The organism is Streptomyces flavovariabilis, assembly GCF_000725785.1.
Taxonomy (GTDB): domain Bacteria; phylum Actinomycetota; class Actinomycetes; order Streptomycetales; family Streptomycetaceae; genus Streptomyces; species Streptomyces hawaiiensis.
Genome location: NZ_JNXD01000003.1, coordinates 1 through 26,392 on the forward strand (window position 1 = coordinate 1; position 26,392 = coordinate 26,392).

A 26,392-nucleotide genomic window follows, 5' to 3' on the forward strand; every position below is an offset into this window, starting at 1 on the left:
ACCGCCGCTACGAGCGAAAGGCCGAACACTTCCTGGCCTTCGTCGGCATCGCCGCAGCCCTCATCAGCTACCGCCGACTCACCAAGTGAAACAACGTCTTATGCGACGTAAGGGTGTCCCGGAGGGAATGTGAAAGAAGTTACTGGAGGTGGTTTCGGAGATGCTGCATCTCGATTTAAACGGACTCCCCAAAATGAGCAGAGTGGATTTCACTAGTTCAGGACCTTTCGCCCACCTATGTCTCTGTGGTCACAGCGACTCACTTGAATGGCAAAGGAGTACGCGTGTTGCGCCTGCTGGAAAGAGCGTGCGCGGTCATCGCGGTGCTCTACGCCACGCTGTTGGCGTTTTTTACCGACTGCGACGCCTTCCTGGTCACGTACAAGAACGGCGACCTCACCCCGACGATCGCGGTCTTCACAGGGGCATGTGTCGGCTGGCTGGGCCTGCGCCTGGTGCGGTCACCGCGACGCCCGCCGGTTGGGCTGTTCGTCGGTGGTGTGTGCACCGTTGGTCTGGTGGCCGTGCTGTGGTGGATGCTCCACCCCACCGTGGAGGAGCAGCAACACGTCACGCCCACCCCGAGCACCGGCGGCTTGAAGTCCCAGTCCCCCGACAGCGCTCCGGGCACGGCGCCCCTTCCGGCACCGCCGACCGCCCGACCATAGCCAGCCCGGTTTGAAGCGCTCGGCCACCGCATCAGCGGCGTGCACTGGCGGCGAAATACGCACTGCACCGCCGTACGGTTCGGCGGGCGTTGACGTCGGCGGTGCCACCACCGGAATTTCGCCGATCCCACCCTTCGTGATGGAGACGACGCGGTGAACGCGGACCGCGAGCCGACCGAGCACTCGCCGTCGGCTCTGCGGTCCCCGGCGCTGGCAGGCACCCGTTCGCCATCGTGCCCGGCTCTCGGTCAAACCCCGCCTGCGAACGGCACGATGCCGAACGACTTCTTCTGGCACGACGACAGAACGGTTCGACGACATGAGCTACGGGACACGGGGGCCGAAGGTGCAGAATCCATTCAGGCAGGGCGATGTGGTCGACATCGCGATGGGGTGGCTCGCTGCATGAGGCTTCGCGTTGGTGGCCGATGATCGCAGGCGCGATGGTCGTACTCGGCCTGCACGGCCTGTATCGGATCCGCCGGGACAGTCGCCAGAGCAGGCTGTGAGTGCCCCTCGCCGACTGGCCGCGGCCCTCCAATCACGCGCCAAGTCGGCCACGGGCAAGAGCCGTCTCACTCCTTCTCGCCATAGACGAATCGCTCGATCTCGGATACGGGCAGGTCCCGCCCGGTCGGCCGGATATAGCGGGCGAGGTAGTCCCGCCTGCCGACCTGCTCCCTCTCGGCCCAGCCGTACCCCAGAAGCAGACTCCGAGCGTCGTCGGGGTCGAGACCGAAGTGCCACATCCGTTGCTTCACGACGAAGTCCTGGTGGGCTCGCTCGGCGCCGTAGAAGTCGATTCCGTCGAGGAAGTCCTTGCGGACGTAGGTGAAGATCAACCGGCTGCCTACGGCGGCCTGGGCGAGGAATGCGAGGGTCCTGCGCACGCCATCCTCCGACAGGTACTGCGTCACGGCCTCCCAAACGAACATCGTCGGAGTCTTCGGACTGAGGCCATGGGCGTGCAGCACGTCGGCGAGGTCATCGGTCTGGAAGTCGACCGGGACCAGAACCACGTGATCGGGTACCCGGCCGTAGACCGCCTCCAGCCGTTGCCGCTTGTAGGCGATGTTGGCGGGCAAGTCGATTTCGAACGCTCGTCCGCCAGCCGACGGCACCAGTCGGTACGCCCGGGTGTCCAGGCCCGCGCCGAGAAACACGAACTGCTCGATCCCCGCCAGCACCGCTTCGGAGACCTTGTCGTCGGCATACCGTTTCCGGGACAGGACGCTCGCCCAAAGACCCAGGGCCTTCTTGTCCGTCGCGTCGGTCAGGAGATCGCGCACGGGGCGCCACCTGCAGGCCCCGACGACGAGCCGCAGTCCGGGCGGCAGGAACTGGACGGCCAGCTCGTCGCTGAGCACCCGCTGGGAAGCGGGAAGGTGCTGCTCGCACGCCGCGATCACCATCGGGCCTAACGCGGTCTGAGCTGCGGGGGGTCGCTTCGTCACAGTCATCTCTCCTTCGCGGAACGGGCTGCGGAAGGCGGTGGCGGCGCGTCGGCGAAGACCTGCTCCATCCAGAGGAAAACCTCGTGGGCGGCGCCGATCCGGGCGCTGCGGGTGGTGGAGGGGCCGGCCAACGTCATGCCGTCCCGCATGATCTGGCCGAGCGAAGCGAGCGAGGCGATCTGTCGTTGTACGACCTTCTCCCAGGCGTCGTCGTCGACCCGGTAGTACACCGTGCGGCTTCCCGGCTTGGTGAGCCGGTGCACGAAACCGACCGAGCTCAGCAACCGCAGGTTGGTCGACAGCGAGGCCCGGCTCGCCCCGATCGCGGCGGCGATCTCCTCCGCGGACTGCTCAGGTGGGTCGCAGATCATCAACCAGCCCAACACCCGGCCGGCGATCAGCGGCACACCGTCCTGGTCCGCGCAGTACTTCGCGATCCGCTCGACCCACTCCAGCACGTCCTCGTTGCCCGACTCCGCCATACGCGCACCGCTCTTCAGCTGATTCATTAATACCTAGGGATTTCACTCTCAACTGAAACTAGGGTCCACGCTGCCATGCGGCAAGACCGTGGCTGGGAACCTTGCCCGATTTCCGCAGCGCCGATCGCCTGGACGATGACCGGCCTGCCCGGGAAGGGTGTGGTCAGCGCTCCACGTCGTACTGATCCCGCCACCGGTCGACGAGGGCGGCCATCTCGCGCTGGAAGAAGGCGTAGAAGTCCCGCATTTCGTGCAGGCGCCGTCCCGCGGTGCTGTCCTCGCCCGCGGCCTTGATGCCCTCGGTGGCGGCGTCGCCCATGACGGCGAGCATGGCGTTCTGGTTGCTCATCAGCCTTGCCCAGGCGTGTTCACGGAAGCGGTAGTGGTCGCGCCGGCTGCCGGGTGCCGGAACCCGCTCGATCATGCCGATGGGGAGGAGTTGCTTGACCGCGCCCGACACCGCACCGGAGCTGATCTGCAGCTCGTCGCACAGGTCGTTGGCCGTCATGGTCTCCTGGCGGCTGAAGAGGAGCGCGGTCATCACGCGCGCGGTGGTCTTCTGCATCCCGCCCTGGGCCAGGGTGAGCGCGAGCCGCTCCGCGGCCTCGCGCAGTTGCCTGCCCTGTTCGTCGTCCGTGGCTCGAGTCTGTGCCGTCTCGCGGGTCTGCTCGCTGTCCATGACCTGCATCGTACCCGGAACTCTCAACACTCGGATATCTCAATACGTTTACAGATCTCTGAAACTTCGGTACGTTCTGGTTCATGGAGAACGCGATCGAGCTCCGTGAGCTCACCAAGACGTACGGCGCCCGACGCGGCCTGAGCGGGCTCACCCTGGACGTCCGTGTCGGTGAAGTCTTCGGCTTTCTCGGCCCCAACGGTGCGGGCAAGTCCACCACCATCCGGCTCCTGCTCGACCTGATCCGCCCCACCTCGGGGAGCGCCGTCGTGCTCGGCCTGGACCCGCGCGCCGACGGCCTGCGACTGCGTTCCCGGGTCGGTTACCTGGCCGGCGACTTCGTCTGTGACGTGCGGCAGAACGTGCGTGGCTACCTGCGCTTCCTCGCCGCCCTGCGCGGTGGCGTGCCGCAGGAGCGCATCGACGGCCTGGCCGACCGGCTCGGCCTCGACCAGGGCACGAGGATCAAGAAGCTGTCCAAGGGCAACCGGCAGAAGCTCGGCCTGGTGCAGGCGTTCATGCACACCCCGGAGTTGCTGGTCCTGGACGAGCCCACCTCCGGGCTCGACCCGCTGGTCCAGCAGACCTTCCTCGACCTGGTCACCGAAGCTGCCGTGAACGGTCAGACCGTGTTCATGTCCAGCCACATCGTGAGCGAGGTCGAGGCTGTCGCCGACCGGGTCGGCATCATCCGCGACGGCCTCCTCGTCGCCCTGGACACCGTCGCCGCCCTGCGTGCCGGGGCCGTCCGCGACATCGAGGTCACCTTCGCGCACCCCGTAACCGCAGACGCCTTCGCGGGCGTTGACGGACGGCTGCACCTCGACGCGGACGGCACCACCCTCACCGGCCAGATCACCGGCAGCCCCGACGCCCTCGTCAAGGCCCTCGCCGTACACACCGTCACCGGCCTGCGCGCCACCGAACCCGCTCTCGAAGAGCTCTTCCACTCCTACTACGAGGGTGCGGAAGCCGCCCCGCGCACCACGACAGGCCAGCCCGCCTGACCGGAGTCGGCTGCCTGCTGCCCCGACCCTCGCGCTCCCATCGAAAGGCCCCTCGATGAACCTGGCCGTCTACACCAAGTCCCTTTCCGACAGTCGCCGCGGCCTCGTCGGCTGGATGCTCGGCACCGCCGCCGTCGGCATGATGTACGCCTCCACGTACCCCTCGCAGAAGGACAACACCGCGAGCCTGCCCGAGGCCCTGCGCGAGTCGCTGCACATTGACGCCACCGCCGCCGGCTACCTCCAGGCCAGCGTTTTCGGAGTGATCCTGCCCCTGTTGGCCATGATCTACGGCGCCGCCACCGGATCCCGGGCTGTCGCGGGCGAGGAGGAGTTCGGGCAGCTCGACCTTGTCCTCGCCCACCCCCTCACCCGCACCCGGCTCGTCCTCCAGCGCTTCGCCGCGCTGGCCACCGGGGCAGGCGCGATCTCCGCCCTGGTCTGGCTCGCCCTGCTCGCCATCCGCGACAGCGCCGAACTCACCAGCGTCACTCCGGCCGAACTGCTCGCCCAGTGCATGAACCTGGCCCTGCTCGGCATCGTCTTCGGCGCCCTCGCCCTCGGGCTCGGGGCCGCCTTCGGCCGCCGTAACGTCGCCCTCGCCGGCACCGCCGCCATAGGGCTCCTGGCCTACACCGCGCACACCTTCGCCGCGCAGATCGGCGCAGACCGGCTCGCGTACCTCTCGCCCTTCCACCACTACATCGGCGGCCAGCCGCTGCGGCACGGCTTCCAGTGGGCCGACATCGGCATCCTTGCCGCGACGGCTAGTGCCCTCGTGGCTCTGGGCACGTGGCGCTTCGCGCGCCGGGACATCAACACCTGACGCCCTGCCCCGGGCGACGAGAGCAGGCCGCGTCTGAGCCGGACGGTCCCTGCGAGCGACTGCGGGGTAGGGTGACGGCCGCGCGGGGTTTGACGGGCTCCGTACGAAGTCCATACCAATCCTTGACGGACTGGACGTACACGAGGAAGGCAGCCGGTGGCAGGACGTTCCGCGCGGGTGCGCCGGTCGCTGTTCACCGCGCATCCGGCCCGCACGGTCGTGCTGGCCTTCGCCGCGGTGATCGCCCTGGGGACTGCGCTGCTGGCGCTGCCGGTCGCCGCCGAGGACGGCATGGCCACCGGGATGGTGACCGCGCTGTTCACGTCCACGTCGGCTGTCTGCGTGACGGGCCTGGCGGTGGTGGACACGGGCACGTACTGGAGCGGCTTCGGTGAGGGCGTGATCCTCGCGTTGATCCAGGTCGGTGGCTTCGGCATCATGACGATGGCCTCCCTGCTCGCCCTGCTGGTCTCCGGGAAGCTGCGGCTGAGGATGCAGCTCACGGCGCAGGCGGAGACCAAGAGTCTGGACATCGGTGACGTCCGCCGGGTGCTGCTCGGTGTGGCCGGCACGACGCTGATCGTGGAACTCGCGGTCGGCGCGGTCCTCTCCCTGCGGTTCCGCTTCGGCTACGGCAACTCCATCGGCGACGCCGTGTACCTGGGCTACTTCCATGCCGTGTCGGCGTTCAACAACGCCGGCTTCGGCCTGCACGCCGACAGTCTCACCCGCTACGCCGATGATCCGTGGGTCACCCTGCCCGTCGCCGTGGCCGTGATCCTCGGCGGTCTCGGCTTCCCTGTCCTCCTGGAACTGCTGCGCCACCGGAACCGCCGCCGCACCACCGGCCGCCGCAACTGGACCCTGCACACGAAGCTGACGCTGGCCACGACCGTCGTTCTGCTCGCCGTGGGCACTTTGCTGACCTGTCTGCTGGAGTGGACCAACTCGGGCACCCTGGGCCCGCACGACTGGCCCGAGAAGCTTCTGAACGGGTTCTTCCATTCCACGATGACCAGGACCGCGGGCTTCAACTCCCTGGATATCGGGGCGATGCACGCCTCCACGCTCCTGATGACCTGCATGCTCATGTTCGTCGGCGGCGGCAGCGCGGGCACCGCCGGCGGCATCAAGGTCACCACGTTCGCGGTCCTGGCCGTCGCGATCATCGCCGAGGTGCGGGGCGAACCCAACTCCGCGGTCCTCGGACGCAAGCTGGGCCCGCACGTGTTGCGCCAGGCCCTGACCGTGGCGCTGCTCGGCGTCGGACTGGTCATGACCGCCACGCTCGCCCTGCTGAGCACCACCTCCCTGCCCTTCGAGCAGGTCCTGTTCGAGGTCGTCTCGGCCTTCGCAACCGTCGGCCTGTCCACCGGCATCACCGCCGACCTCCCGGCCACCGGGCAGCTGATTTTGACCCTGCTGATGTTCATCGGCCGTCTGGGACCGGTCACCCTGGTCTCGGCGCTGGCCCTGCGCGAGCGCAAACGCCGCTACGACCTGCCCGAGGAGCGACCCGTCATTGGCTGACTACCTGCACAAACTGCGGCTTCGGCGCCGCAAGCGTCTCGCCGAGCAGCACGCCCAGAGCGTCGGCGACCAGCGGGTCGCGGTCATCGGCCTGGGCCGCTTCGGTTCCTCCCTCGCCAACGAGCTGATGCGGCGCGGCTGGGACGTCCTCGGCATCGACACCGACGCCCGCCTCGTCCAGAAGTACAGCGACGGCCTGACGCACTCGGCGGTCGCCGACTGCACCGACCCGGAGGTGCTGCACCAGCTCGGCGTGCACGAGTTCACCAGCGCCGTGGTCGGCATCGGCACCGACATCGAGGCCAGCATCCTCATCGCCTCCAACCTGCTGGAGGCCGAGGTCCCCAACCTCTGGGCCAAGGCCATCAGCCGACAGCACGGCAAGATCCTCGAACGCCTCGGCGTCCACCACGTCGTCCTGCCCGAGCACGAGATGGGCGAGCGCGTCGCCCACCTGGTCACCGGGCGGATGCTGGACTTCATCGAGTTCGACGACGATTACGCCCTGGTCAAGACCGTCGCCCCGGACATCGCGACCGGTGTCCCGCTCGGCCAGAGCCAGGTGCGCACCAAGTACGGAGTCACGGTCGTCGGCATCAAGCGCCCCGGCGAGGGCTTCACCTACGCCAGCGCGGAGACGGTCGTCCAGAAGGGCGACGTCATCGTGGTCACCGGCAAGATCCACGCGGTGGAAGCCTTCGCCGAGCTCAGCTGAGGCGTATGGAGTGCGTCAAAGATGTACGGGGCGCCTTCAGGGAGGCGTTAAGGACGGCCGCAGCCGCCTGGAAAGAGGGTTCCCTCTAGAGGTCCGTTCTTCCCGAACCTCATCCAGGAGCTTGCGATGGCCGACGTGGCCTTCGTCCTCACCACGATCGCGGTGTTCGCGCTTGTGGCTCTCGTCGCCAAGGGGGTGACGAAGCTGTGACCGCCGAGAACGTCATCGGACTGGTCGTGGCCGTCGCCCTGCTGGGTTATCTCGTCCTCGCCCTGATTTTCCCGGAGAGGTTCTGAGCACGCCCATAAGCTCCGTTCTTGCTGACGTGCTCCTGGTGGCCGCGCTCATCGGCGCGCTCGCCCTGGTGCACCGCCCCCTCGGCGACTACATGGCCGCCGTCTACAGCTCCAAGAACCACCTGCGCGTCGAGAAGTGGATCTACCGCTCGGTCGGCGCGAACCCGGACGCGGAGATGCGCTGGCCCGCCTACCTGCGCGGGGTACTGGCGTTCTCCGCGGTCGGCGTGATCTTCCTGTACGTGCTCCAGCGGGTGCAGGACAAGCTGCCGCTGTCGCTCGGCTTCAAGCCGATCAGCCCGGACCAGGCGTTCAACACGGCCGTGTCGTTCGCGTCGAACACCAACTGGCAGTCGTATTCGGGTGAGACGGTGATGAGCCACGTCACCCAGACCGCCGGGCTGGCCGTGCAGAACTTCGTGTCGGCGGCCGTCGGCATCGCCGTCGCCGTGGCGCTGGTGCGCGGCTTCGCCCGGTCCCGCACCGGGGACCTGGGCAACTTCTGGACGGACCTGGTGCGCGGCGTCGTCCGTATCCTGCTGCCGCTCTCCGTAATCGCGGCCGTGCTCCTCATCGCGGCCGGAGCCATCCAGAACTTCGGCGACCTCCACACCATCACCACGCTGACCGGCGACAAGCAGGCCATCAGCCCCGGCGCCGTGGCCTCGCAGGAGGCCATCAAGGATGTCGGCACGAACGGCGGCGGCTTCTTCAACGCCAACTCCGCCCACCCCTTCGAGAACCCCAACGGCTTCACCAACCTGCTGGAGATCTTCCTGCTGCTGTTGATCCCGTTCTCCCTGCCGCGCACCTTCGGCAAGATGGTCGGCAACGTGCGTCAGGGCTACGCGATCGTCGCGGCGATGGGGATCATCTGGTTCCTCGCCGTCGTCGCGGTGACCTGGATCGAATACGCCCACCCGGGCACCGCCTCGCAGATCGCGGGCGGTTCCATGGAGGGCAAGGAACAGCGCTTCGGCGAGGGCCCGTCCTCACTCTTCGCGGTCTCCACGACGATGACCTCGACCGGCTCGGTCAACTCCTTCCACGACTCCTACCAGGGGCTGTCCGGCGGGGTTCTGCTGCTCGGCATGATGCTCGGTGAGATCGCGCCCGGCGGCGTCGGCTCGGGCCTCTACGGCATGCTGATCATGGCGATCATCGCGGTGTTCCTCGCCGGGCTGATGGTCGGCCGGACGCCCGAGTACCTGGGCAAGAAGATCGGCACCCGCGAGATAAAGCTGGCCGCCTGCTACATCCTCATCCCCCCGGCCCTGGTGCTGATCGGCACCGCGGTGGCCATGGCCCTGCCGGACGGCAAGGAAGCCATGACCAACATCGGCGCGCACGGCTTCTCCGAAGTCCTGTACGCCTACACGTCGGCTTCCAACAACAACGGTTCCGCCTTCGCGGGCTTCGGCGCGAACACCCCGTTCTTCAACACCACGCTGGGGCTGTGCATGACGCTGGGCCGGTTCCTGCCCATGGTGTTCGTGCTGGCCCTGGCGGGCTCGCTCGCCGAGCAGAAGCCCATCCCCGCCACCGCGGGCACCCTGCGCACCGAGAAGCCGCTGTTCACCGGTCTGCTGGTAGGCGCGATCATGATCATCACCGGTCTGACATTCTTCCCGGCTCTCGCCCTGGGCCCGCTCGCCGAAGGGCTGGCGACATGACCACCAACACGAAGAAGCAAGAGGACCCGATGTCCACGGTTACCCCGACCCGGGCACCGCACCAGGACGTACCGACCGGACACAAGCACCCCGAGGGCCGCGTCGGCGCCGGTCTCTTCGACCCCAAGCAACTGGTGAAGTCGCTGCCGGACGCCTGCCGCAAGCTCGACCCGCGGGTAATGGTCAAAGCGCCCGTCATGTTCGTGGTGCTGGTCGGCTCGGTGGTCACCACCGTGCTCGCGATCAAGGATCCTGGCGACTGGTTCGGCTGGGTCATCACCGCCTGGCTCTGGCTGACCGTCGTCTTCGCCAACCTGGCGGAGGCGGTCGCCGAGGGCCGCGGCAAGGCGCAGGCCGACACCCTGCGCAAGGCCAAGACCGACACCGTCGCCCGCCGCCTCGCCGGAGACATCGAGGAGCAGGTGCCGGGCACCGAGCTGAAGATCGGCGACCTGGTCGTCTGCGAGGCCAGCGACATCATTCCCGGCGACGGTGACGTCGTCGAAGGTGTCGCGAGCGTCGATGAGTCGGCGATCACCGGCGAGTCGGCGCCCGTGATCCGCGAGTCCGGCGGTGACCGCTCGGCCGTCACGGGCGGTACGAAGGTCCTCTCCGACCGCATCGTCATCAAGATCACGACGAAGCCCGGTGAGACCTTCATCGACCGCATGATCAACCTGGTCGAGGGCGCGGCGAGGCAGAAGACGCCGAACGAGATCGCCCTGAACATCCTGCTCGCCTCGCTGACCATCGTCTTCCTGCTCGCCGTCGTGACGCTGAAGCCGTTCGCCATCTACGCGGGCGCCGACAAACAGACCTCGATGATCGTGCTCACGGCCCTGCTGGTCTGCCTGATCCCGACCACGATCGGCGCGCTGCTCTCCGCGATCGGCATCGCAGGCATGGACCGCCTGGTGCAGCGCAATGTGCTGGCCATGTCCGGGCGGGCCGTCGAGGCCGCCGGTGACGTGTCGACGCTGCTGCTGGACAAGACCGGCACCATCACGCTCGGCAACCGGCAGGCCGCCGAATTCGTACCCGTGCGCGGCACCACCGAGGCCGAGGTCGCCGACGCCGCCCAGCTCTCCTCGCTGGCTGATGAGACCCCTGAAGGCCGCTCCATCGTCGTCCTCGCCAAGGAGAAGTACGGGCTGCGCGAGCGCCACCAGGGGGAGCTGGCCGGCGCCGAGTGGATCGCCTTCACCGCCCAGACCCGGATGTCTGGTGTGGATGTCGACGGGCGCAAGGTCCGCAAGGGCGCGGCCGGGTCGGTCATCGCCTGGGTGCGGGAACAGGGCGGCGAGGTCGCCGAGGACGCGGACACCCTCACCGACCGCATCTCCGAGGCCGGCGGCACGCCCTTGCTGGTCGCCGTCCAGGACGATCAGGGCGCCCGCGTCCTGGGTGTCATCCACCTCAAGGACGTCGTCAAGGACGGCATGCGGGAGCGGTTCGAGGAGCTGCGCCGCATGGGCATCAAGACGATCATGATCACGGGCGACAACCCCCTGACCGCCAAGGCGATCGCCGAGGAGGCCGGCGTCGACGACTTCCTCGCCGAGGCCACACCCGAGGACAAGATGGCCCTCATCAAACGCGAGCAGGCCGGCGGCAAGCTCGTCGCGATGACCGGCGACGGCACCAATGACGCCCCCGCACTCGCGCAGGCGGACGTGGGCGTCGCGATGAACACGGGCACGTCGGCCGCCAAGGAGGCCGGCAACATGGTCGACCTCGACTCCAACCCGACCAAGCTCATCGAGATCGTCGAGATCGGCAAGCAGCTCCTCATCACCCGGGGCGCGTTGACGACGTTCTCCATCGCCAACGACGTCGCCAAGTACTTCGCGATCATCCCGGCGATGTTCGCCGTCGCCTACCCGTCGTTGGACAAGCTCAACATCATGGGCCTGGCCTCGCCGGAGTCTGCGATCCTCTCCGCCGTCATCTTCAACGCGCTGATCATCATCGCGCTCGTACCACTTGCCCTGCGCGGTGTGCAGTACCGGCCGATGAGCGCGGACAAGATGCTCCGCCGCAACCTCGGCATCTACGGCCTGGGCGGCCTCGTCGCCCCGTTCATCGGCATCAAACTCATCGACGTACTCATCTCGCTGATCCCCGGGATCGGATGAAGGACATGAACACTTCTGTGGTGAACACCGCGCGGATGCTGTGGGCCGCGCTGCGCATGCTGCTCGTCCTCACTCTGGTGACCGGCGTCATCTACCCGCTGGTGGTGACGGGCATCGGACAGGTCGCCTTCCACGACCAGGCCAACGGCTCGATGGTAAAGGCCGACGGCAAGGAGGTCGGCTCCAAGCTGATCGGGCAGAGCTGGAACATCAAGGGCACCGACAAGCCGGACCCGAAGTGGTTCCAGGGCCGCCCCTCCAACAGCGGCTACGACCCGCTGGCCACCGGCTCCAGCCAGCTGGGCGCCAGTGACCCGACGCTGGTCAAGCACGTGAAGGCGGCGAAAGAGCAGGTCGCCGAGTTCAACGGCGTCCCCGAGTCCGAGGTGCCCGTCGATGCGGTCACCGGCTCGGCCTCCGCCATCGACCCGGACATCTCCCCGCAGTACGCGGACATCCAGGTCAAGAGGGTCGCCGAGGCGAACGGGCTGACGGTCGCCCAAGTCGAGAAGCTGGTCAAGGACCATACCCAGGGCCGTTCGTTCGGCTTCCTCGACCAGCCGCGCGTCAACGTCCTCGAACTCAACATCGCGCTCAAGGAAGCGGCCAAGAACTGATGGCCTTAGCAGGCAGGACCGCGACCGAGGGCCGGTGGGCCGAGAGCTTCCGCTCCCCCGGCCCCCGGCGCGGCTCCGAACGCCTGACCCCGTCCACCGAAGACAGGAAGGCCGCACACCGATGACCCGGGTGCTGGTGGTGGAGGACGATCCACAGCTCGTACGAGCCCTCGTGATCAACATGCAGGCCCGGCATTACGGAGTGGACGCGGCGCCGGACGGCACCACGGCCCTCCGGCTCGCCGCCGCCCGCCAGCCCGACGTGGTCGTCCTCGACCTCGGGCTGCCCGACATGGACGGCGTCGAGGTGATCAAGGCGCTGCGCGGATGGACCCGGACACCCATCCTCGTCCTGTCCGCACGCCGCGCCTCCGAGGAGAAGGTCGCCGCGCTGGACGCGGGCGCCGACGACTACATCACCAAGCCGTTCAGCATGGACGAGCTGCTGGCCCGGCTGCGGGCCGCCGTCCGCCGCACCGAGGCCGTGCCCCTGGCCCCCGAGACGACGGTGGTGACGACCGACGACTTCACCGTCGACCTGCTGGCCAAGAAGGCCGGCCGTGACGGCCACGACATCCGCCTCACCCCCACGGAGTGGCATCTGCTGGAGATCCTGGTGTCCAATCCTGGCCGCCTGGTGACGCAGAAGCAGCTGCTCCAGGAGGTCTGGGGCCCCACGTACGCCACCAAGACGAACTACCTTCGGGTGTACATGGCACAGCTCAGGCGCAAACTCGAACCGGACCCCGCCCACCCCCGCTACCTGATCACCGAGCCGGGAATGGGCTACCGCTTCGAGACCTGACCTGCCAGGCGATCCTAAGCAGTTCGTCTACGGCCACTACACTCCGCTGCCGACCGGGGCGAAGGGCGACGAGGCCACGGCGAACTACCAGCATGGCGTCCTGACCATCAGGATGCCGGTGCTGGAGACGGGGCCCGGCACCGGAGCCACCCCGGTGCGGGAGCCTCTGAGCGTGACTGTGCCCTGAGTCGCGCATGAATGCGCCGTGACTCGCACGGTTTTGCGACCCCCGCGAACGGCCGGCTTGCCGGTCACGGGCGGGCCTGACCGCTGGGCCGAACGTCCCCGGTAGGGACTGAACAGCCCCTCGCCACCGGCTGTACCGGGTGTGACGGCGAGGGTGAACCTGGAGACTGCCCGGCAGTGAGGCGGTGGGAACGATGAGACTGGAACTGCCCCTGGTCATGGGCGTGGACGGATCGGACGGTTGCCTGGTGGCGCTCGACTGGGCGGTGGATGAGGCCGCTCGGCACGGACTTTCGCTGCGGCTGGTGTACGCCTCCCGCTGGGAGCGCTACGAGGGCATCACCCCGTCGGTCAGTACCGAACGCCCGTCGGAGCAGGTGATGGCCGACCACATCGTCGCCTCCGCGGCGGAGCGCGCCCGGCGGCGCAACCCCGACGTGAAGGTGTCCACCGAGGTCCTCCCGGCCGAAGCGGCGGACGCGCTTCTGCGGGAGAGCAACAACGCCTCCGCCCTGGTCACCGGTTCGCGGGGCCGTGGCGAGCTGAAGGGACTGCTGCTCGGTTCCGTCGGGCTGGCCGTCGCGGCCCGTGCGCACTGTCCGGTGATCGTGGTGCGGGGCGACACGGCCGGCCTGACCGGTACCCACGAGCGGATCCTCCTCGGGGCCGGGGACCCCGCTGCCGGCGGGGAAGCGGCGCGGTTCGCCTTCCGTGAGGCCGAGGTGCGCGGGTGCACCCTCGACGTGGTCCGGGCCTGGCGCAAACCCGCACACGAGCCCGCCGACACGGGCGGGCTCGCCGAGGCACCCGCCCGGTACCACGAGGAGCGGGCCCGCGCCCAGCTGGACGAGCTGATCCGTGACCCGGTCGCCGAACACCCGGACGTGAGGGTGCGCCGCACGACGGTGGAGGGATCCGCCCGCAAGGTACTGGTGGACCGCTCGGCTGCGGCCGACCTCGTGATCGTCGGAGCGCGGCGACGGCAGGACCACTTCGGGCTCCAGCTCGGCCGGGTGGCCCACACACTCCTGCATCACGCCCAGTGCCCTGTTGCGGTCGTGCCGCAGCACGTATGAGTACTGCGGCGTCGGCAGCCGCGCAGGCGGCACTCGAGGGTCATGGCCCATCAGCTTTCCCGCTTTCCGCCACGTACTACGGCGACGGGGCAGTGCGCGTGGTGCAGCAGTGCCTGGCTGACCGAGCCGAGCAGCAGCCCCGTGAAGCCGCCGCGGCCGCGGGCACCGGCCACGACCAGCTGTGCCTCGCGGCTGGCCTCGATCAGGGCCGGGCGGACCCGGGAGCGGGCCAAGACCCGCCGCACGGTGACCCTGGGATGGCGTTCCTGCCACGGAGACAGCGTGTCGTCCAGCAGCCGCTGCTCCTCGTCGCGGAGCCGCTCGATGTTCACCACCACGTTCAGAGGATCACCAGGACCCTCGTAGGCCCGCTCGCTCCGGGTGTTCCACACGTGCAGGGTCACCAGGTCCACGCCGCGCAGAGACGCCTCGGCGAAGGCGAACTCGACGGCTTTCTCGCCCGCCGGTGAGCCGTCGACCGCCAGCAGCACGGGACCGTTCGGGTCCGGCCGGCCGCGCACCACCAGCACCGGGCAGCGACCGTGCGCGGCCAGGTGCACGGCGGTGGAGCCCAGCAGAAGGCTGCCGAACGCGCCCAGTCCCCGGCTGCCGACCACGACGAGCGTCGCGGTGCGCGACTCGATCTCCAGCACCATCAACGGCTCACCGACGCTGACCTCCCGGGTGATCTCCACCTGCGGCGCGGCTCTGCGGGCCCGCTGTTCGGCCTTGATCAGTGTGCCGTCTACCAGTTCACGCACCCCTGCCGCGGCCGGATTCCACGGGGGGCCGCCGGGTGGTACGTGCATCGACGGCCACCCGAAGGCGTGCACGAGCCGTAGGCCCGCGCCGCGCAGACCGGCCTCGCGTGCCGCGACCTCCACCGCGTGCAGGCTCGATGGCGAGCCGTCCACTCCCACGACGACCGGATTCGCCACGACAGACTCTCCTTCTCACCTGGCGGCCGGTCCCTGACTGCCGCTCGAGTCGGCCGGCGCTGGTGCACTGCCGCTCTCCTTCCAGCCTTCACCAGCTTGCGACGCCCCGCATCGTGCGGAGCGTGAGACGAGCCAACCGGCCGCGCGAAGCCGTCGGCGTGGCGGCACCCGACGGCAGGGGTGAGGCTGGAAGAACAGTGAACGGACGGGCGGCGGGGAGATCCCTGGAGGTGCCATGACTGGTGCGGACGGGCGTCGGCGGATCGTGGTGGGCGTCGACCCGGACCCTTCGAAGCGGTTGGCCCTCGCCTGGGCCGCCGACGAGGCGGACCGACGTCACCTGCCGCTGCGGCTCGTCCACGCCCAGGGTGTGCCGACCGGCGGGTACCGGTCGGGGGAGGCGCGGCCGTCCTGGGAGGAGTGGAACCGGGCGCTGCACGGGCTGGGTGAGCAGGTGCTCAAGGAAGCGGTCGCCTTTGTCGAGTCCCGGCGTCCGGCGGCGGAGGTGTCGACGCTGCTGGCGGAAGGAGAGCCGGCGTGGGTCCTGCGCGAGGAGGCTCGGGGCGCCGCCCTGGTCGTGGTGGGCTCCTGGCACCTGAGCAGGCGGCGCGAGATGTTCTCCGCCGCCTCTGTGGTGCTCCCGATCACCGCCCACGCTCCCTGCCCGGTCGCGGTCGTGCCTGAGCCGGAGCACGTCACCCAGCAGCCCGCGTACTTCGTGGTCGGCGTCGATGGCAGCCCGCATTCGGCCGCGGCAGTGGATGTGGCGTTCGAGGAGGCGGCCCTGCGCGGAGCGCTCCTGCGGGCCCTGTACGTGTGGCATCCGCCGCTCCTCGGTGTCCTCGATGAGGAAGCCGCGGTGCGGGAGTGCCGCCGGGTGCTCTCGGAGACGGTCGCGGGCCGCACCGCGAGGTACCCGGAAGTGGAGCTGCACCACGAGGTCGTCCGCGGACACCCGGTGCAGGTCCTGACGGAAGCCTCGGAACACGCCCTTGGCCTGGTCGTGGGAACCAGGGGACACGGAGGGTTCACCGGCATGTTGCTGGGCTCGGTAAGCCAGGGAGTGCTGCACCACGCCCGCTGCCCCGTCATCACGGTCCCGGCGTGAGGCAGCGAACGGCCCGGGACCTGTCTCCCGGACGGCTCTGTCCTTGCCGGTCGGCCCTTCACACGATGAGAGAGCGCCGCCGGTCATGAGCGGCGAACAGGCGAGCACGGACCCGCTGGTACCGGATCTCCCCGCTGGTGAGGTCTTCACCGCGCTGGGCACCTCACGACGCGGCCTGCCGACGGCCCAGGCACGGGCCAGGCTGGAGAGGTACGGGTCCAACGAACTGCCGCGCGCCGGGCGTCGCGCCGTGTGGCGGCAGTTGGGTGCGCAGTTCACGGATCTCTTCGCGGTGGTGCTGATCGTCGCCTCGGGGATCACCTTCCTGGCGTACGGGCTGGAGGAGCCGCGTGACATCGGCACCTTCCAGCTTGCGGTGGCGATCCTGGGCGTCGTGGTCCTGAACGCCGCCATCGGCTTCGCCCAGGAGTACTCGGCCGAGCGAACGGCTCAGGCCCTGGAGGCGATGGTGTTCCACACCTGCCGGGTGCTGCGCGGCGGCGAACGGCTGGAGCTGCCTGCCCGGGAGTTGGTCCCGGCGACGTGGTGGTGCTGGAGTCCGGGGACGCCGTGTCGGCGGACTGCCGGGTGGTGGAGGCGCACGAGCTGGCCGTGAACAACGCGCCGCTGACCGGGGAGAGCAACGCCGTGGGCCGCACGGCCGACCCGGTGGCCGTCGGACCGCCGTTGGAGGCCCGCAACTGCGTGTTCATGGGGACCGACGTCGTCGCCGGCTCCGGGCGGGCCGTGGTCTTCGCCACCGGCGCGGCGACCGAGTTCGGACGGATCTACCGGCTGGCCGCGGCCGCCCCGCGGCAGAAGACCCCGCTGCAGCTCCAGGTGGCCTCGATGGCGCGGCGGGTGGCGGGGGCGGCCCTGGCGATCGGTGCCCTGATGTTCGCCGTGCGACTGCCCACCGGCGAATCCGCGGTGACCCTGTTCGTGTTCGCACTGGGTGTGATGGTGGCGCTGGTGCCGGAAGGGCTGCCCGCGACGCTGTCGGTGTCGCTGGCGATCGGCGTACGGCGGATGGCACGCCGCCACGCCCTGATCAAACAGCTGCTGGCAGTGGAGGCGCTCGGGTCGACCACGGTCGTGTGCACCGACAAGACCGGGACGCTCACCCAGGCGGAGATGACCGTCGCACACGTGTGGGCGGGAGGTGCGCCGCATCCGGTGAGCGGTGTGGGGTACGAGCCGAGCGGCGAGGTCGCCGACGCCGCGCCGGTGCGCGAGCTGCTGCGGGTGGCGGGCCTGTGCTGCAACGCCCGGCTTGTTCCACCTACGGGCCCTCGGGAGCACTGGCGGGTGCTCGGCGACACCACGGAGGGGGCGCTGCTCGTCGTCGCGGCCAAGGCCGGTCTGGATCTGGGCGCGGAGGAGGCGGCGGCGCCGCGGGTGACGGAGTTCCCCTTCGACTCGGACCGCAAGCTGATGACCACGGTGCACAAGACCGGCGCGGGCTACCAGGCGTGCGTCAAGGGAGCGCCCGGAGAGCTGCTGGCGCGGTGCACCGACGTGGAGTGGGACGGGCGGCATGGGCTGCTGACCGGGGCGGAACGGGAGGCGGTCGTCGCGGTCGGCGACGCGCTGGCGTCGCAGGGGCTGCGGGTGCTGGCCGTCGCGTGGCGGGAGCTGGGCGGGCCCCGCCTGGCGCAGGAGGAGGCGGAGTCGGCGCTGACGCTGCTGGGACTGGTCGGCATGCTGGACCCGCCGCGTCCGGAGGTCACCGACGCGGTCGCCGTCTGCCGCCGGGCCGGCATCCGGATCGTCATGGTCACCGGCGACCACCCGCTGACCGGGGAGGCCGTGGCCCGTCGGGTCGGGATCGTACGGCGGCCGGATCCGGTCGTGGTGACGGGCGCCCGGCTCGACGCGATGGACGACGAGGCGCTCGACTCGCTTCTCGCCGAGCCGTCCGACCTGCTGCTGTGCCGGGTCAGCCCGGAGCACAAGATGCGTGTGGTCACCGCCTTCCAGCGGCGGGGCGAGGTGGTGGCGGTCACGGGGGACGGCGCGAACGACGCCCCGGCGCTCAAGCACGCGGACATCGGCGTGGCGATGGGCGCGTCGGGCACCGACGTCGCCCGGGAGGCGGCCTCGATGGTGCTGCTGGACGACTCGTTCGCCTCCATCGCGACTGCGGTGCGGCTCGGCAGGTCCGTCTACCAGAACATCCGCAAGTTCCTGATCTACGTCTTCAGCAGCAAAATCGGCGAGCTCGGCCCGATTCTGGCGGCGACGTTCGCCGGATTTCCGCTGGTGCCTATCAGCGCGGTGCAGATCCTTGCGATCGACCTGGGCTCGGACGTGATGCCCGCCCTGGCGCTGGGCGCGGAACGACCCGAGCCGGACGTGATGGACCGCCCGCCGCGCTCCCGGCGCGAGCGGCTGTTCTCGGCGGCGGTGGTGGGACGCATCCTGTTCCTGGGCGGCATCCAAGCGCTCGGCGTATGCGCCGTGTTCTTCTGGCACATCCATTCCTCCGGCATCCCGTTCGACGACTTCACCGAGGACCACCCCGTCTACCGGGAGGCCGTCACGCTGGACCAGGGCGGGATCGTGCTCAGCCAGTTCTTCGTCTCCCTCGCGGTGCGCACAGAGCGTCAGAGCATCCTGAAAGCAGGTCTGCTGTCCAATCCGGCCCTGCTGGCGGCGGGCGGCTTCGGGTCGCCGTCATGGTCGCGATCAGCTATCTGCCGCCGCTGCAGGCCGTCTTCAACACGGCCCCGCTCGACGCCGCCGACTGGGCGGTCCTGGTCGGGCTCGGCACCCTGCCCCTGCTCGCGGACGAAGGCCGCAAGGCGTGGCTGCGCCGGCGCGCCGCCCGCCCGAAAGGAGGCTCACGGTGAAGGTGATCGTCGTCGGCTGCGGACGGGTGGGGTCCACCCTCGCCGGTCTGCTCGCCTCGGAAGGGCACCTCGTTCAGGTCGTCGACCGGCGTCCCAAAGCGGCCCGGCGGCTGCCCGACAGCCCTCGTATCCGCTTCCACGAGGGCAACGGCTACAGCCGCGCGGTGCTCCAGAACGCCGGGATCGAGCACGCGGACGCGTTCGTGGCCGTCACCTCCGGGGACAACAGCAACATCGTCAGCGCGCGCACCGCGAAGGAGAACTACGGGGTGCCGATCGTCCTCGCCCGCATCTACGACCCCCGGCGCGCCGACATCTACCGCGAACTCGGCATCCCCACCATCGCCAGCGTCCGCTGGACCGTGCACCAGATCCACCAGATGCTGCTGCACCGCCACCTGAGCCCCGAACTCAGCTTCGGCAACGGGGAGACGCTGCTCGTCCGCTCAAAAGTGCCCGACTACTTCATCGGGCGGCGGCTGGCCGAGTTCGACGTCGACGGCGAGATCCGCGTCGTCGAGGTCACCCGCGGCGGCCACTCCCTGATCCCCGCGCACAGCACACCCGCACAGGCGGGCGACCTGGTCACCTTCGCCGTCGCCGCCACCGCGCTGGGCAGGCTGCGCGGATTTCTCGACAAGGAGCTGGGGACGTGAACGTGCTCATCGCCGGCGCGGGACGGCTCGGTACCCAGATCGCCCGGGTGCTCTCCGCGGCTCGCAACGAGATCACGCTGATCGACGTCGACGACGACCGCGTGGCCGAACTGGAGAGCCGCCTCCCGGGAGTGCGGCTGGTCACCGGCGACGCGTGCGAACCGGCCCTCCTGGAACACTCCGGCGCCCTGACCGCCGACCTTGTCATCGCCACCACCGGGGACGACGAGGACAACCTCGTCATCAGTCTGCTCGCCAAACGGCAGTTCTCGGTGACCCGCGTGGCCGCCCGGGTCAACGACGCCGACAACGCATGGCTGTTCGACGCGCGCTGGGGTGTCGACGTCGCCGTCCCCGCCGCCACCCCGCTGATCTCCCTCATCGAGGAGGCCACCGGGGCTACCGACACGGTCGCCCTGCTGCGGCTCAGCAAAGCCGGCGTCGACGTCATCGAAACGGCCATCACACCGCAGTCCAGGGCGGTGGGCCGCACTCTGGGCGAGGTCCGGCTGCCCGAAGGCACCGTTGTCGCCACGATCGTCCGCGGTGGACAGCCCACCGTGCCGGATCCGGCGATCCGGCTGCATGCCGGGGACGAACTCCTCCTCGTCTCGCACTCCGCGACCGAGCAGGAGATCCACGCGGCGTTCCAGTGAGTCGGGCCCGGACCAGGAGTGGCACGGTCACACCTCGGCGTTCGGAGCGACCCAGCGCCCGCTGCCCAGGCACCGAGCCTCCGTGACCGGCGCCCTCAGTGACGCTCTACCGCTCCCCGCACCACAGCCACCGGGCAGTGCGCGTGGTGCAGCAGGGCCTGGCTGACCGACCCCAAGAGCAGTCCGGAGAAGCCGCCGCGTCCCCGCGCACCGACCACCACCAGCTGAGCGGACCGACTCGCCTCGATCAACGACTCCCGCGTCCCGCCGTGCACCACCTTGTGTTCCACCGTCACACCCGGATAGCGCTCCTGACGGCCGGCGAGCGCCTCGGACAGCAGCCGCTCCTCCTCCTCGGCCAGCGCTCCGGGCGGGTTCGCGTACGGCATCGACTTGTCCTGCGGGGCGGGCATCGGCGCGTTCCACGTGGTCCAGGCGTGCTGCGCCACCAGCGGCGCATCGCGCAGGGCGGCCTCGGCGAAGGCGAAATCAACGGCCTTCTGTCCCGCGGCCGAGCCGTCGACGCCCACCACGATCGGACCGTCGGCGTGCGGCTGCTCGCGCACCACCAGGACGGGACAGGAGCCGTGCGCCGCCAGATGCACCGCCGTCGACCCCGCCAGCAGCCCGACGAACCCGCCCATGCCCCGGGACCCCACCACCACCAGCTCGGCGGCACGCGACTGCGCCTCCAGAGCCGTCACCGGCTCAGCGGTGACCACGACGTGACTGGTGTCGACGTCCGGCGCCACCGTCCGCGCCCGCTCGACCGCTTCTGTCACCAGGCGATGGGCCATGTCCCGCAGCCCGCCCTCCGGCGGCTCCGGCGGCTCCAGCGGCGGCGGCCCCAAGGGCACATGCGTCGCGGGCCAGACGACGAACGCGTGCACCACCCGCAGCCCAGCCCCCCGCAATCGTGCCTCCCGTGCCGCCACCTCCACCGCGGCAAGACTCGACGTCGAACCGTCCACGCCCACGACCACGAGACCACTCACCATGCCTCCCTCGCACAGAAGCCGTTACCTCTCACCTCCAGCTTCACCCCGGTCACGCCCCACCGCCTCGGGACCGAGCGGAGCAGTGAGGCGTGGAGAGTCACTGCCGGGCAGCCCAGCGCCGCCGGACGCTGTCCTCGTGTTCGGTCTGTTCCAGGGCCAGATCGGCCCGGTCGAGCGCCTCCCGCAGGCGGGGATCCAGTGGCGTCGCAGGGCACGGGCCCGGTGCCGGGTGCTGACGACCTCCGCGCCAACGAGCTCGGCGGCGGCGTGTGCGGCCGCGTGCTCGGCGGCGGCACGCGCGGCACGACCGTAGGCCGCCTCGGAGTACACCAGGGCCGTGTTGGTGGGAGCGGCGGTGGTTGGCGAACGGGCGGGTACGGACACGGCGACCGACGCCGGATGGCTTACCCCCATGGAGACGGTCCACTGGACCGTGATCTCGGCGGGGCCGATGCCCGCGGCGGCCGAGTCCAGGGACTGTTCCCCGCCCAGGAGCAGTCCACGCAGCAGCCAGGTCTCGGCCTCGGCCAGCAGGTCCTGCCAGGCGTGGGCGGCTGCCTCCTCCGCGCGTAGCAGCCGCTGGTGCTCGGAGCGGAGGATGCGGAGCTTCTGCTCCAGCAGATCGGCTCCGCGCTCGGCGACGTCGAGGCTGTGCCGCAGCCGCAGTCGTCCCGCACGACCGGGCGGCGTACGGCGGGTGCCGGTCATGGGGACGCCTCCGTGTCCGGGGCGTCCTTCGCGCCATGGGCATCGAGGAGGCGGGCGGGGAGCATGGAGAGCTGGCTGCGGGGCAGGGTGAGGAGCGCCCGCCAGCCGCGTTCCAGCGAGGTGGCGAGGTCACGCGGTTCGTCGCTGCGCTGGTCGGCGAAGTCCCGCAGGAACGCTTCCTCGAAGGCCAGGTACCTGCGGTCAGTGGAGCTCAGGGCTGCCTGACCAACCAGGTCCGCGAGGTCGCGAACCTGCCGGGCCCGGGCCAGGGCGGCCAGCAACTGGGCCGCGACGTCGAGGTGGTCGTCTCGGGTGCGGCCCGGGCCCGCGCCCTTGCGCATCAGCCGGGAGAGAGATGACAGGGCGTCCAGCGGCGGGTACACGCCGCGCGCCTGCGTCTCGGGCGAGAGCACGATCTGGCCCTCGGTGATGTAGCCGGTCAGGTCCGGCACGGGGTGGGTGATGTCGCCTGCGGGCATGGTGAGCACCGGCAGCACGGTGACCGAGCCTGGACGGCCCCTGACACGTCCGCAGCGTTCGTACAGGGAGGCCAGGTCGCTGTAGAGGTAGCCGGGGTAGGCGCGGCGGGCGGGGATCTCCCCGCGGGCGGCGGAGACCTCGCGCAGGGCCTCGGCGTACGTCGTCATGTCGGTCATCACGACGAGGACGTGCCGTCCCTCGGTGAAGGCGAGGTGCTCGGCGACGGTGAGCGCGATCCGCGGGGTGAGGATCCGTTCGATCACCGGGTCGTCGGCGGTGTTGAGCAGCAGGACCAGTTCTCCGGCGGCGGACCGTTCCTCCAGGGCGGCGCGTACGAAGGAGGTGTCGGCGTGGGTGAGACCCATTCCCGCGAAGACGACGCTGAACGCTTCACCGCCGGCGGTGGCCTGTGCGGCGATCTGGGCGGCCAGTTCCAGATGCGGCAGCCCGGCCACGGAGAACACCGGCAGTTTCTGCCCGCGTACCAGCGTGGTCAGCGCGTCGACGGCCCCGACCCCGGTGAGCACCGCCTCGGACGGCGGCTCGCGCCGCACCGGGTTGATGGGGGCGCCGCCCACGTCGGCGTCGTGGGAGCCGAGAACGGGCGGGCCGCCGTCCAGGGGCGCCCCCCGGCCGTTGCAGACGCGGCCCAGCCAGTCCGTCCCGACCGGGACGCGCAGGGGGCTGCCCGAGAAGGCTGCCCGGACACCCTCCGGATCCATGCCCGCGGTGCCCTCCAGCACCTGCAGGACCGCCAGGTCGCGGTCGGCGTCCAAGACGACGCCGTGGCGCCGTTCGCCGGAGGCGAGGGTGACGCGTACGTACTCGTCCCAGCCGACCCCTGAGACGCCCTCGACGATCACGATCGGCCCTCTGAGCTCGCGCACCGCCGTGTACTCGATCCCGCCGAGCAGACTCATGACCGCACCTCGTCCAGCTTGGCGAGCATGGCGTCCCGGCGAACCAACACACCGGCGCTGTCGTGGGGGCCTGTGTCCTCCCTGGCGCGCAGCAGCGGACCGAAGTCGAGCTCCTCGACCGAGGCCGCCGGGACACCGGAGTCCACCAGCTCGTGGCAGCGGCCGGTGACCGCCAGGACGGCGTCAGCCAGCGCGGCCGTCTTCTCCGGCCCGCAGTACGCGTCCCGCTCCGACAGCGCGCTCTGCTGCAGCACACCCTCGCGGACCAGCCTCCCCGCCAGCACGCTGATGCGTTCCCGCGCGGGCAGGGCGGCGATGCCGATCAGGTCCACCAGATCGGCCAACCGGTCGGCCTCCGCCAGCACCGCCCCCACCCGTTCGCGGCGCCGGGCCCACTCCGGATCGCCGGCCAACCTGTGTCCGGCGGCCAGCACCGGGACGTCGCGAGAGAAAGATCCCGCCCAGGACACCGCCGGGTAATGGCGGGCGTAGGCGAGATCGCGGTCGAGGGTCCACAGGCAGCGGACGAAGCGTTCGGTGTGCGCGGTCACCGGTTCCGTCATGTCACCGCCCGGCGGAGACACCGCGCCGATCACGGTCACCGAGCCGCGGTCCCCGCCGAGGGTGGTCACGGCGGCGGCCCGCTCGTAGAAGGCCGCGATGGCGGACGCGAGGCCGGCCGGATAGCCCTCCTCGGCGGGCAGCGCGCCGGTACGGGAGGCGAACTCGCGCAGCGCCTCGGCCCACCGGGAGGTCGAGTCGGCGATGACCACCACGTCGAGGCCCATGTCCCGGAAGTACTCCGCGACCGTCACCCCGGTGTGGACGCTCGCCTCACGGGCCATCATCGGCATGTTGGAGGTGTTCGCGATCGTCACGGTGCGGTCCGCGAGGCGTCCGCTCGTGCGCGGGTCCTGGAGCTCCGACAGCTCCGTGATGACATCGGCCATCTCGTTGCCGCGCTCCCCGCAGCCGACGTAGACGATGACGTCCGCGTCGCACCACTTGGCGATCTGCTGCAGCAGGACGGTCTTGCCGGTGCCGAAGCCACCGGGGACCGCCGCCGTACTGCCCCGGGCCACGGGGAAGAGCAGGTCGATCACACGCTGGCCGGTGCTCAGGGCCTCGTGGCTGTCGACCCGCTCCCGCACCGGGCGCGGCCGGCGCACCGGCCACAGAGCCCCGGTGGTCACCTCGGTACCGCCCACCACGGCCACCACCGCGTCGCGCGCACGCTCCGCCGCGACACTGACCTCCGTGACCGTTCCCCGGCAGCCGGGTGGCACGAGGACCTTTACCGGCACCGGCCCCGCGCCGCGGATCGTCCCGAGCGCCTGCCCCTCGGCCACGTGCTCGCCCCGCGCCACCAATGGAGAGAAGGACCAGGTGCGTTCCTCGGCCGCGGCCCGCTGTGCGCCGGGCAGCAGCCAGTCGCCGGCCCCGGACAGAGGACGCAGCAGGCCGTCGAAGACTCCGCCGAGCAGTTCCGGACCGAGCCGCACCGACAGCGGACGGCCCTGGGGCAGCGCCGGCTGTCCCGGGGCGAGGCCGCCGGTGTACTCGTACGCCTGGACGGTGACCACGTCACCGCTGATGGCCACGACCTCGCCGGGCAGCCCGCCGGGGCCCAGCGAGACCAGGTCGTACATCGCCATGCCGCTCGTGTACTCCATCTCGACCAGCGGTCCGGTGACGCGCAGGATCCGGGAGGCCGGCTGCCGGTCAGTCGGGCGTCGGCGCGTCTCAGCGGCTTCCGTCACGGCTCCCACAGGCTCCGCACCTCCGCTCCCATACGCTCCAGTGCGCGGTCGGCCAGCGCGGGCAGCGAGAGGTCGACCCGCCTTCCCGGCGCCCGGGCCACCACGCCCCCGTCGGCGTGCTCGCTCACCTCGGCGGCAGGACCGAGGAGGACACGGGCCCGGTGTTCCAGCCGTTCGCGCAGAGACGCGTAGCCGTTGGCCCGGCGCAGGTTTCCGGCCCGTTCGGCGGCTTCGCGGCGCAGCGCGTCGTACGCCTCCCGGCGGGCGGCGAGCGGGCGTGACCTGGCCTTGCGCCGGGCCCTGACGAGGAGGTCGCGGGCGGTGTCGGCGCCGTCGGCCTTGCCCTGGCGCCGGGCCTCGTCGAGGATCGCCCCGGCCTCGGCGCGGGCCTGGTCGAGCAAGGCGGCGGCCTCTTGCTCGGTGCGGGCCAGGAGCGCTTCCGCGTCGGCCTGAGCGGCCCGCAGCAGCCCCGCCCGGACCGGGTGGAGCGCGTCCGTCGTCTGGTCGGGGGCCGGAGTCGTCATGGCGCCATCACAGCGATCAGCGGGCGGTGGCCTCCGGGTGCCGCTGGGTGCGACTCCAGCGCTTCGGCCGCGGCAGGGGTGAGGATCACCAGGTCGATGCCGTCCGGCAGGTCACGCCAGACCCGGCGTACGGTTTCGGCGTCCTCCGCGACGAGGACGGCTGCTCCGGCAAGGGCCAGACCGACCACTCGGGCCCGCTCTCCGATGGCGGCGACGCGTCCCATGGTCATGCCTTCCCGATGAGGATGACCGCGACGACCAGCCCGTAGATGGCGATGCCCTCGGCCAGGCCGACGATGACCATCGCCCGGCCGAAGAGTTCCGGCCGCTCGCTGAGTGCCGCGAGGGCCGCCGCACCGGTGTAGGCGACGGCGATGCCCGCACCGATCGTCGCCCCGGCCACCGCGATCGCGGCGCCGATCAGGGCGGCGGATCCGGAGCCCGAGTCCTGTGCGGCCGTGGTCGCGGCCTGCGCGGATCCGCCGCTGAGCGCCAGGGTCAGCACCACGGTGGCGGCCACCAGGAGCACGGCGTCGGCGGCGACCATCCACCACAGGGCCGTGCGCCCCGAGCGTCGCAGCACAAGGCGTACGACGACGAATCCTGCGACGATGACGGGCAGGGCCAGGAACCAGGTGATCAC

The 26,392-nt window shown here is 70.4% G+C and carries 26 protein-coding genes and 3 pseudogenes; 18 read left to right on the top strand and 11 right to left on the bottom strand.

Translation table 11 applies throughout. The features are described 5' to 3' along the window. Together IO24_RS44280 and IO24_RS0107415 are read left to right on the top strand one after the other, a co-directional pair. Positions 1-89: pseudogene (locus IO24_RS44280) on the top strand (IS5/IS1182 family transposase); the annotation flags it as partial. Between the two features lie 195 nt (positions 90-284). Beyond that, positions 285-668 (top strand): hypothetical protein, encoded by a 384-nt coding sequence (locus IO24_RS0107415; RefSeq protein WP_031133155.1) that lies wholly within the window; start codon positions 285-287, stop codon positions 666-668. 575 nt (positions 669-1,243) lie between these two features. Here IO24_RS0107415 and IO24_RS0107425 read toward each other — a convergent pair. The 3 genes from IO24_RS0107425 to IO24_RS0107435 form a co-directional block, all read right to left on the bottom strand. Further along, a complete protein-coding gene (locus IO24_RS0107425) occupies positions 1,244-2,128 on the bottom strand; it encodes an SAM-dependent methyltransferase (protein WP_031133157.1) in 885 nt (294 codons plus the stop codon). Next, on the bottom strand, positions 2,125-2,631 hold the full coding sequence (locus tag IO24_RS0107430; RefSeq protein ID WP_234335168.1) for a GbsR/MarR family transcriptional regulator: 507 nt from the start codon (positions 2,629-2,631) through the stop codon (positions 2,125-2,127). The genes IO24_RS0107425 and IO24_RS0107430 overlap by 4 nt, the downstream gene beginning before the upstream one ends. 136 nt (positions 2,632-2,767) lie before the next feature. Beyond that, the gene (locus IO24_RS0107435; RefSeq protein ID WP_078899029.1) at positions 2,768-3,283 is read right to left on the bottom strand and encodes a GbsR/MarR family transcriptional regulator; all 516 of its coding nucleotides are present in this window, start codon (positions 3,281-3,283) and stop codon (positions 2,768-2,770) included. An 83-nt stretch (positions 3,284-3,366) separates the two neighbouring features. Between IO24_RS0107435 and IO24_RS0107440 the strand changes: the two genes are divergently transcribed. The 10 genes from IO24_RS0107440 (at position 3,367) to IO24_RS0107490 (ending at position 14,149) form a co-directional block, all read left to right on the top strand. Next, positions 3,367-4,290, top strand: coding sequence for an ABC transporter ATP-binding protein (locus IO24_RS0107440; RefSeq protein WP_031133163.1), 924 nt, complete (start codon positions 3,367-3,369; stop codon positions 4,288-4,290). Between the two features lie 55 nt (positions 4,291-4,345). Continuing rightward, on the top strand, positions 4,346-5,116 hold the full coding sequence (locus IO24_RS0107445) for an ABC transporter permease subunit (RefSeq protein ID WP_031133165.1): 771 nt from the start codon (positions 4,346-4,348) through the stop codon (positions 5,114-5,116). 156 nt (positions 5,117-5,272) lie between these two features. Continuing rightward, on the top strand, positions 5,273-6,646 hold the full coding sequence (locus tag IO24_RS0107450; RefSeq protein WP_037667568.1) for a TrkH family potassium uptake protein: 1,374 nt from the start codon (positions 5,273-5,275) through the stop codon (positions 6,644-6,646). Continuing rightward, on the top strand, positions 6,639-7,361 hold the full coding sequence (locus tag IO24_RS0107455) for a potassium channel family protein (protein ID WP_031133169.1): 723 nt from the start codon (positions 6,639-6,641) through the stop codon (positions 7,359-7,361). The genes IO24_RS0107450 and IO24_RS0107455 overlap by 8 nt, the downstream gene beginning before the upstream one ends. A gap of 206 nt (positions 7,362-7,567) precedes the next feature. After that, positions 7,568-7,657 carry a K(+)-transporting ATPase subunit F gene (kdpF, locus tag IO24_RS42450; RefSeq protein ID WP_037667570.1) on the top strand — a complete coding sequence of 30 codons (90 nt, stop codon included), beginning with the start codon at positions 7,568-7,570 and terminating at the stop codon, positions 7,655-7,657. Between the two features lie 8 nt (positions 7,658-7,665). After that, the gene (gene kdpA, locus IO24_RS0107470; RefSeq protein WP_031133171.1) at positions 7,666-9,330 is read left to right on the top strand and encodes a potassium-transporting ATPase subunit KdpA; all 1,665 of its coding nucleotides are present in this window, start codon (positions 7,666-7,668) and stop codon (positions 9,328-9,330) included. Beyond that, positions 9,327-11,465: a potassium-transporting ATPase subunit KdpB gene (gene kdpB / locus IO24_RS0107475; protein ID WP_031133173.1), complete on the top strand. Its 2,139-nt coding sequence runs from the start codon at positions 9,327-9,329 to the stop codon at positions 11,463-11,465. The genes kdpA and kdpB overlap by 4 nt, the downstream gene beginning before the upstream one ends. A 5-nt stretch (positions 11,466-11,470) precedes the next feature. Beyond that, the gene (kdpC, locus tag IO24_RS0107480; RefSeq protein ID WP_031133175.1) at positions 11,471-12,082 is read left to right on the top strand and encodes a potassium-transporting ATPase subunit KdpC; all 612 of its coding nucleotides are present in this window, start codon (positions 11,471-11,473) and stop codon (positions 12,080-12,082) included. A gap of 121 nt (positions 12,083-12,203) precedes the next feature. After that, on the top strand, positions 12,204-12,887 hold the full coding sequence (locus IO24_RS0107485) for a response regulator (protein WP_031133177.1): 684 nt from the start codon (positions 12,204-12,206) through the stop codon (positions 12,885-12,887). Between the two features lie 380 nt (positions 12,888-13,267). Continuing rightward, complete coding sequence (locus IO24_RS0107490; RefSeq protein ID WP_031133178.1) at positions 13,268-14,149, top strand: universal stress protein; 882 nt, start codon at positions 13,268-13,270, stop codon at positions 14,147-14,149. A gap of 50 nt (positions 14,150-14,199) precedes the next feature. Here IO24_RS0107490 and IO24_RS0107495 read toward each other — a convergent pair whose 3' ends face one another. Continuing rightward, the gene (locus IO24_RS0107495; protein WP_031133180.1) at positions 14,200-15,087 is read right to left on the bottom strand and encodes a universal stress protein; all 888 of its coding nucleotides are present in this window, start codon (positions 15,085-15,087) and stop codon (positions 14,200-14,202) included. Between the two features lie 235 nt (positions 15,088-15,322). On the opposite strand from IO24_RS0107495, the gene IO24_RS0107500 reads away from it, so the two are divergent. From IO24_RS0107500 to IO24_RS0107515, 6 genes and pseudogenes are all read left to right on the top strand, one after another. Next, complete coding sequence (locus tag IO24_RS0107500; protein ID WP_031133182.1) at positions 15,323-16,195, top strand: universal stress protein; 873 nt, start codon at positions 15,323-15,325, stop codon at positions 16,193-16,195. A gap of 85 nt (positions 16,196-16,280) precedes the next feature. Further along, entirely contained in the window at positions 16,281-16,811 is a 531-nt protein-coding gene (locus IO24_RS47330; RefSeq protein WP_338055550.1) for a cation-transporting P-type ATPase, read from the top strand. Further along, positions 16,784-18,793: pseudogene (locus IO24_RS40415) on the top strand (cation-translocating P-type ATPase); the annotation flags it as partial. The gene IO24_RS47330 and the pseudogene IO24_RS40415, both read left to right, overlap by 28 nt. Before the next feature lie 80 nt (positions 18,794-18,873). Further along, a complete protein-coding gene (locus IO24_RS47335; RefSeq protein ID WP_338055549.1) occupies positions 18,874-19,047 on the top strand; it encodes a cation transporting ATPase C-terminal domain-containing protein in 174 nt (57 codons plus the stop codon). Next, positions 19,044-19,703: a potassium channel family protein gene (locus tag IO24_RS0107510; RefSeq protein ID WP_031133184.1), complete on the top strand. Its 660-nt coding sequence runs from the start codon at positions 19,044-19,046 to the stop codon at positions 19,701-19,703. The genes IO24_RS47335 and IO24_RS0107510 overlap by 4 nt, the downstream gene beginning before the upstream one ends. 14 nt (positions 19,704-19,717) lie before the next feature. Continuing rightward, positions 19,718-20,359: pseudogene (locus IO24_RS0107515) on the top strand (potassium channel family protein); the annotation flags it as partial. A gap of 95 nt (positions 20,360-20,454) precedes the next feature. Here IO24_RS0107515 and IO24_RS0107520 read toward each other — a convergent pair. Genes IO24_RS0107520 through IO24_RS0107555 form a run of 7 tightly spaced genes read right to left on the bottom strand, consistent with a single transcriptional unit; the run spans position 20,455 to position 26,392 of the window. Next, the gene (locus IO24_RS0107520; protein ID WP_031133188.1) at positions 20,455-21,354 is read right to left on the bottom strand and encodes a universal stress protein; all 900 of its coding nucleotides are present in this window, start codon (positions 21,352-21,354) and stop codon (positions 20,455-20,457) included. A gap of 24 nt (positions 21,355-21,378) precedes the next feature. Next, the gene (locus IO24_RS40420; protein ID WP_234335167.1) at positions 21,379-22,065 is read right to left on the bottom strand and encodes a V-type ATP synthase subunit D; all 687 of its coding nucleotides are present in this window, start codon (positions 22,063-22,065) and stop codon (positions 21,379-21,381) included. Next, entirely contained in the window at positions 22,062-23,465 is a 1,404-nt protein-coding gene (locus IO24_RS0107530; RefSeq protein WP_031133190.1) for a V-type ATP synthase subunit B, read from the bottom strand. The genes IO24_RS40420 and IO24_RS0107530 overlap by 4 nt, the downstream gene beginning before the upstream one ends. After that, positions 23,462-25,225 carry a V-type ATP synthase subunit A gene (locus tag IO24_RS0107535; protein ID WP_045295992.1) on the bottom strand — a complete coding sequence of 588 codons (1,764 nt, stop codon included), beginning with the start codon at positions 25,223-25,225 and terminating at the stop codon, positions 23,462-23,464. Before IO24_RS0107535 ends, IO24_RS0107530 begins: the two co-directional genes overlap by 4 nt. Further along, positions 25,222-25,749, bottom strand: coding sequence for a V-type ATP synthase subunit E (locus IO24_RS41955; RefSeq protein WP_051905866.1), 528 nt, complete (start codon positions 25,747-25,749; stop codon positions 25,222-25,224). Before IO24_RS41955 ends, IO24_RS0107535 begins: the two co-directional genes overlap by 4 nt. Next, positions 25,746-25,979, bottom strand: a complete 234-nt coding sequence (locus tag IO24_RS0107550) for a V-type ATP synthase subunit F (RefSeq protein WP_031133194.1) — start codon at positions 25,977-25,979, stop codon at positions 25,746-25,748. The genes IO24_RS41955 and IO24_RS0107550 overlap by 4 nt, the downstream gene beginning before the upstream one ends. After that, on the bottom strand, positions 25,976-26,392 hold the full coding sequence (locus tag IO24_RS0107555) for an ATP synthase subunit C (RefSeq protein WP_031133196.1): 417 nt from the start codon (positions 26,390-26,392) through the stop codon (positions 25,976-25,978). Before IO24_RS0107555 ends, IO24_RS0107550 begins: the two co-directional genes overlap by 4 nt.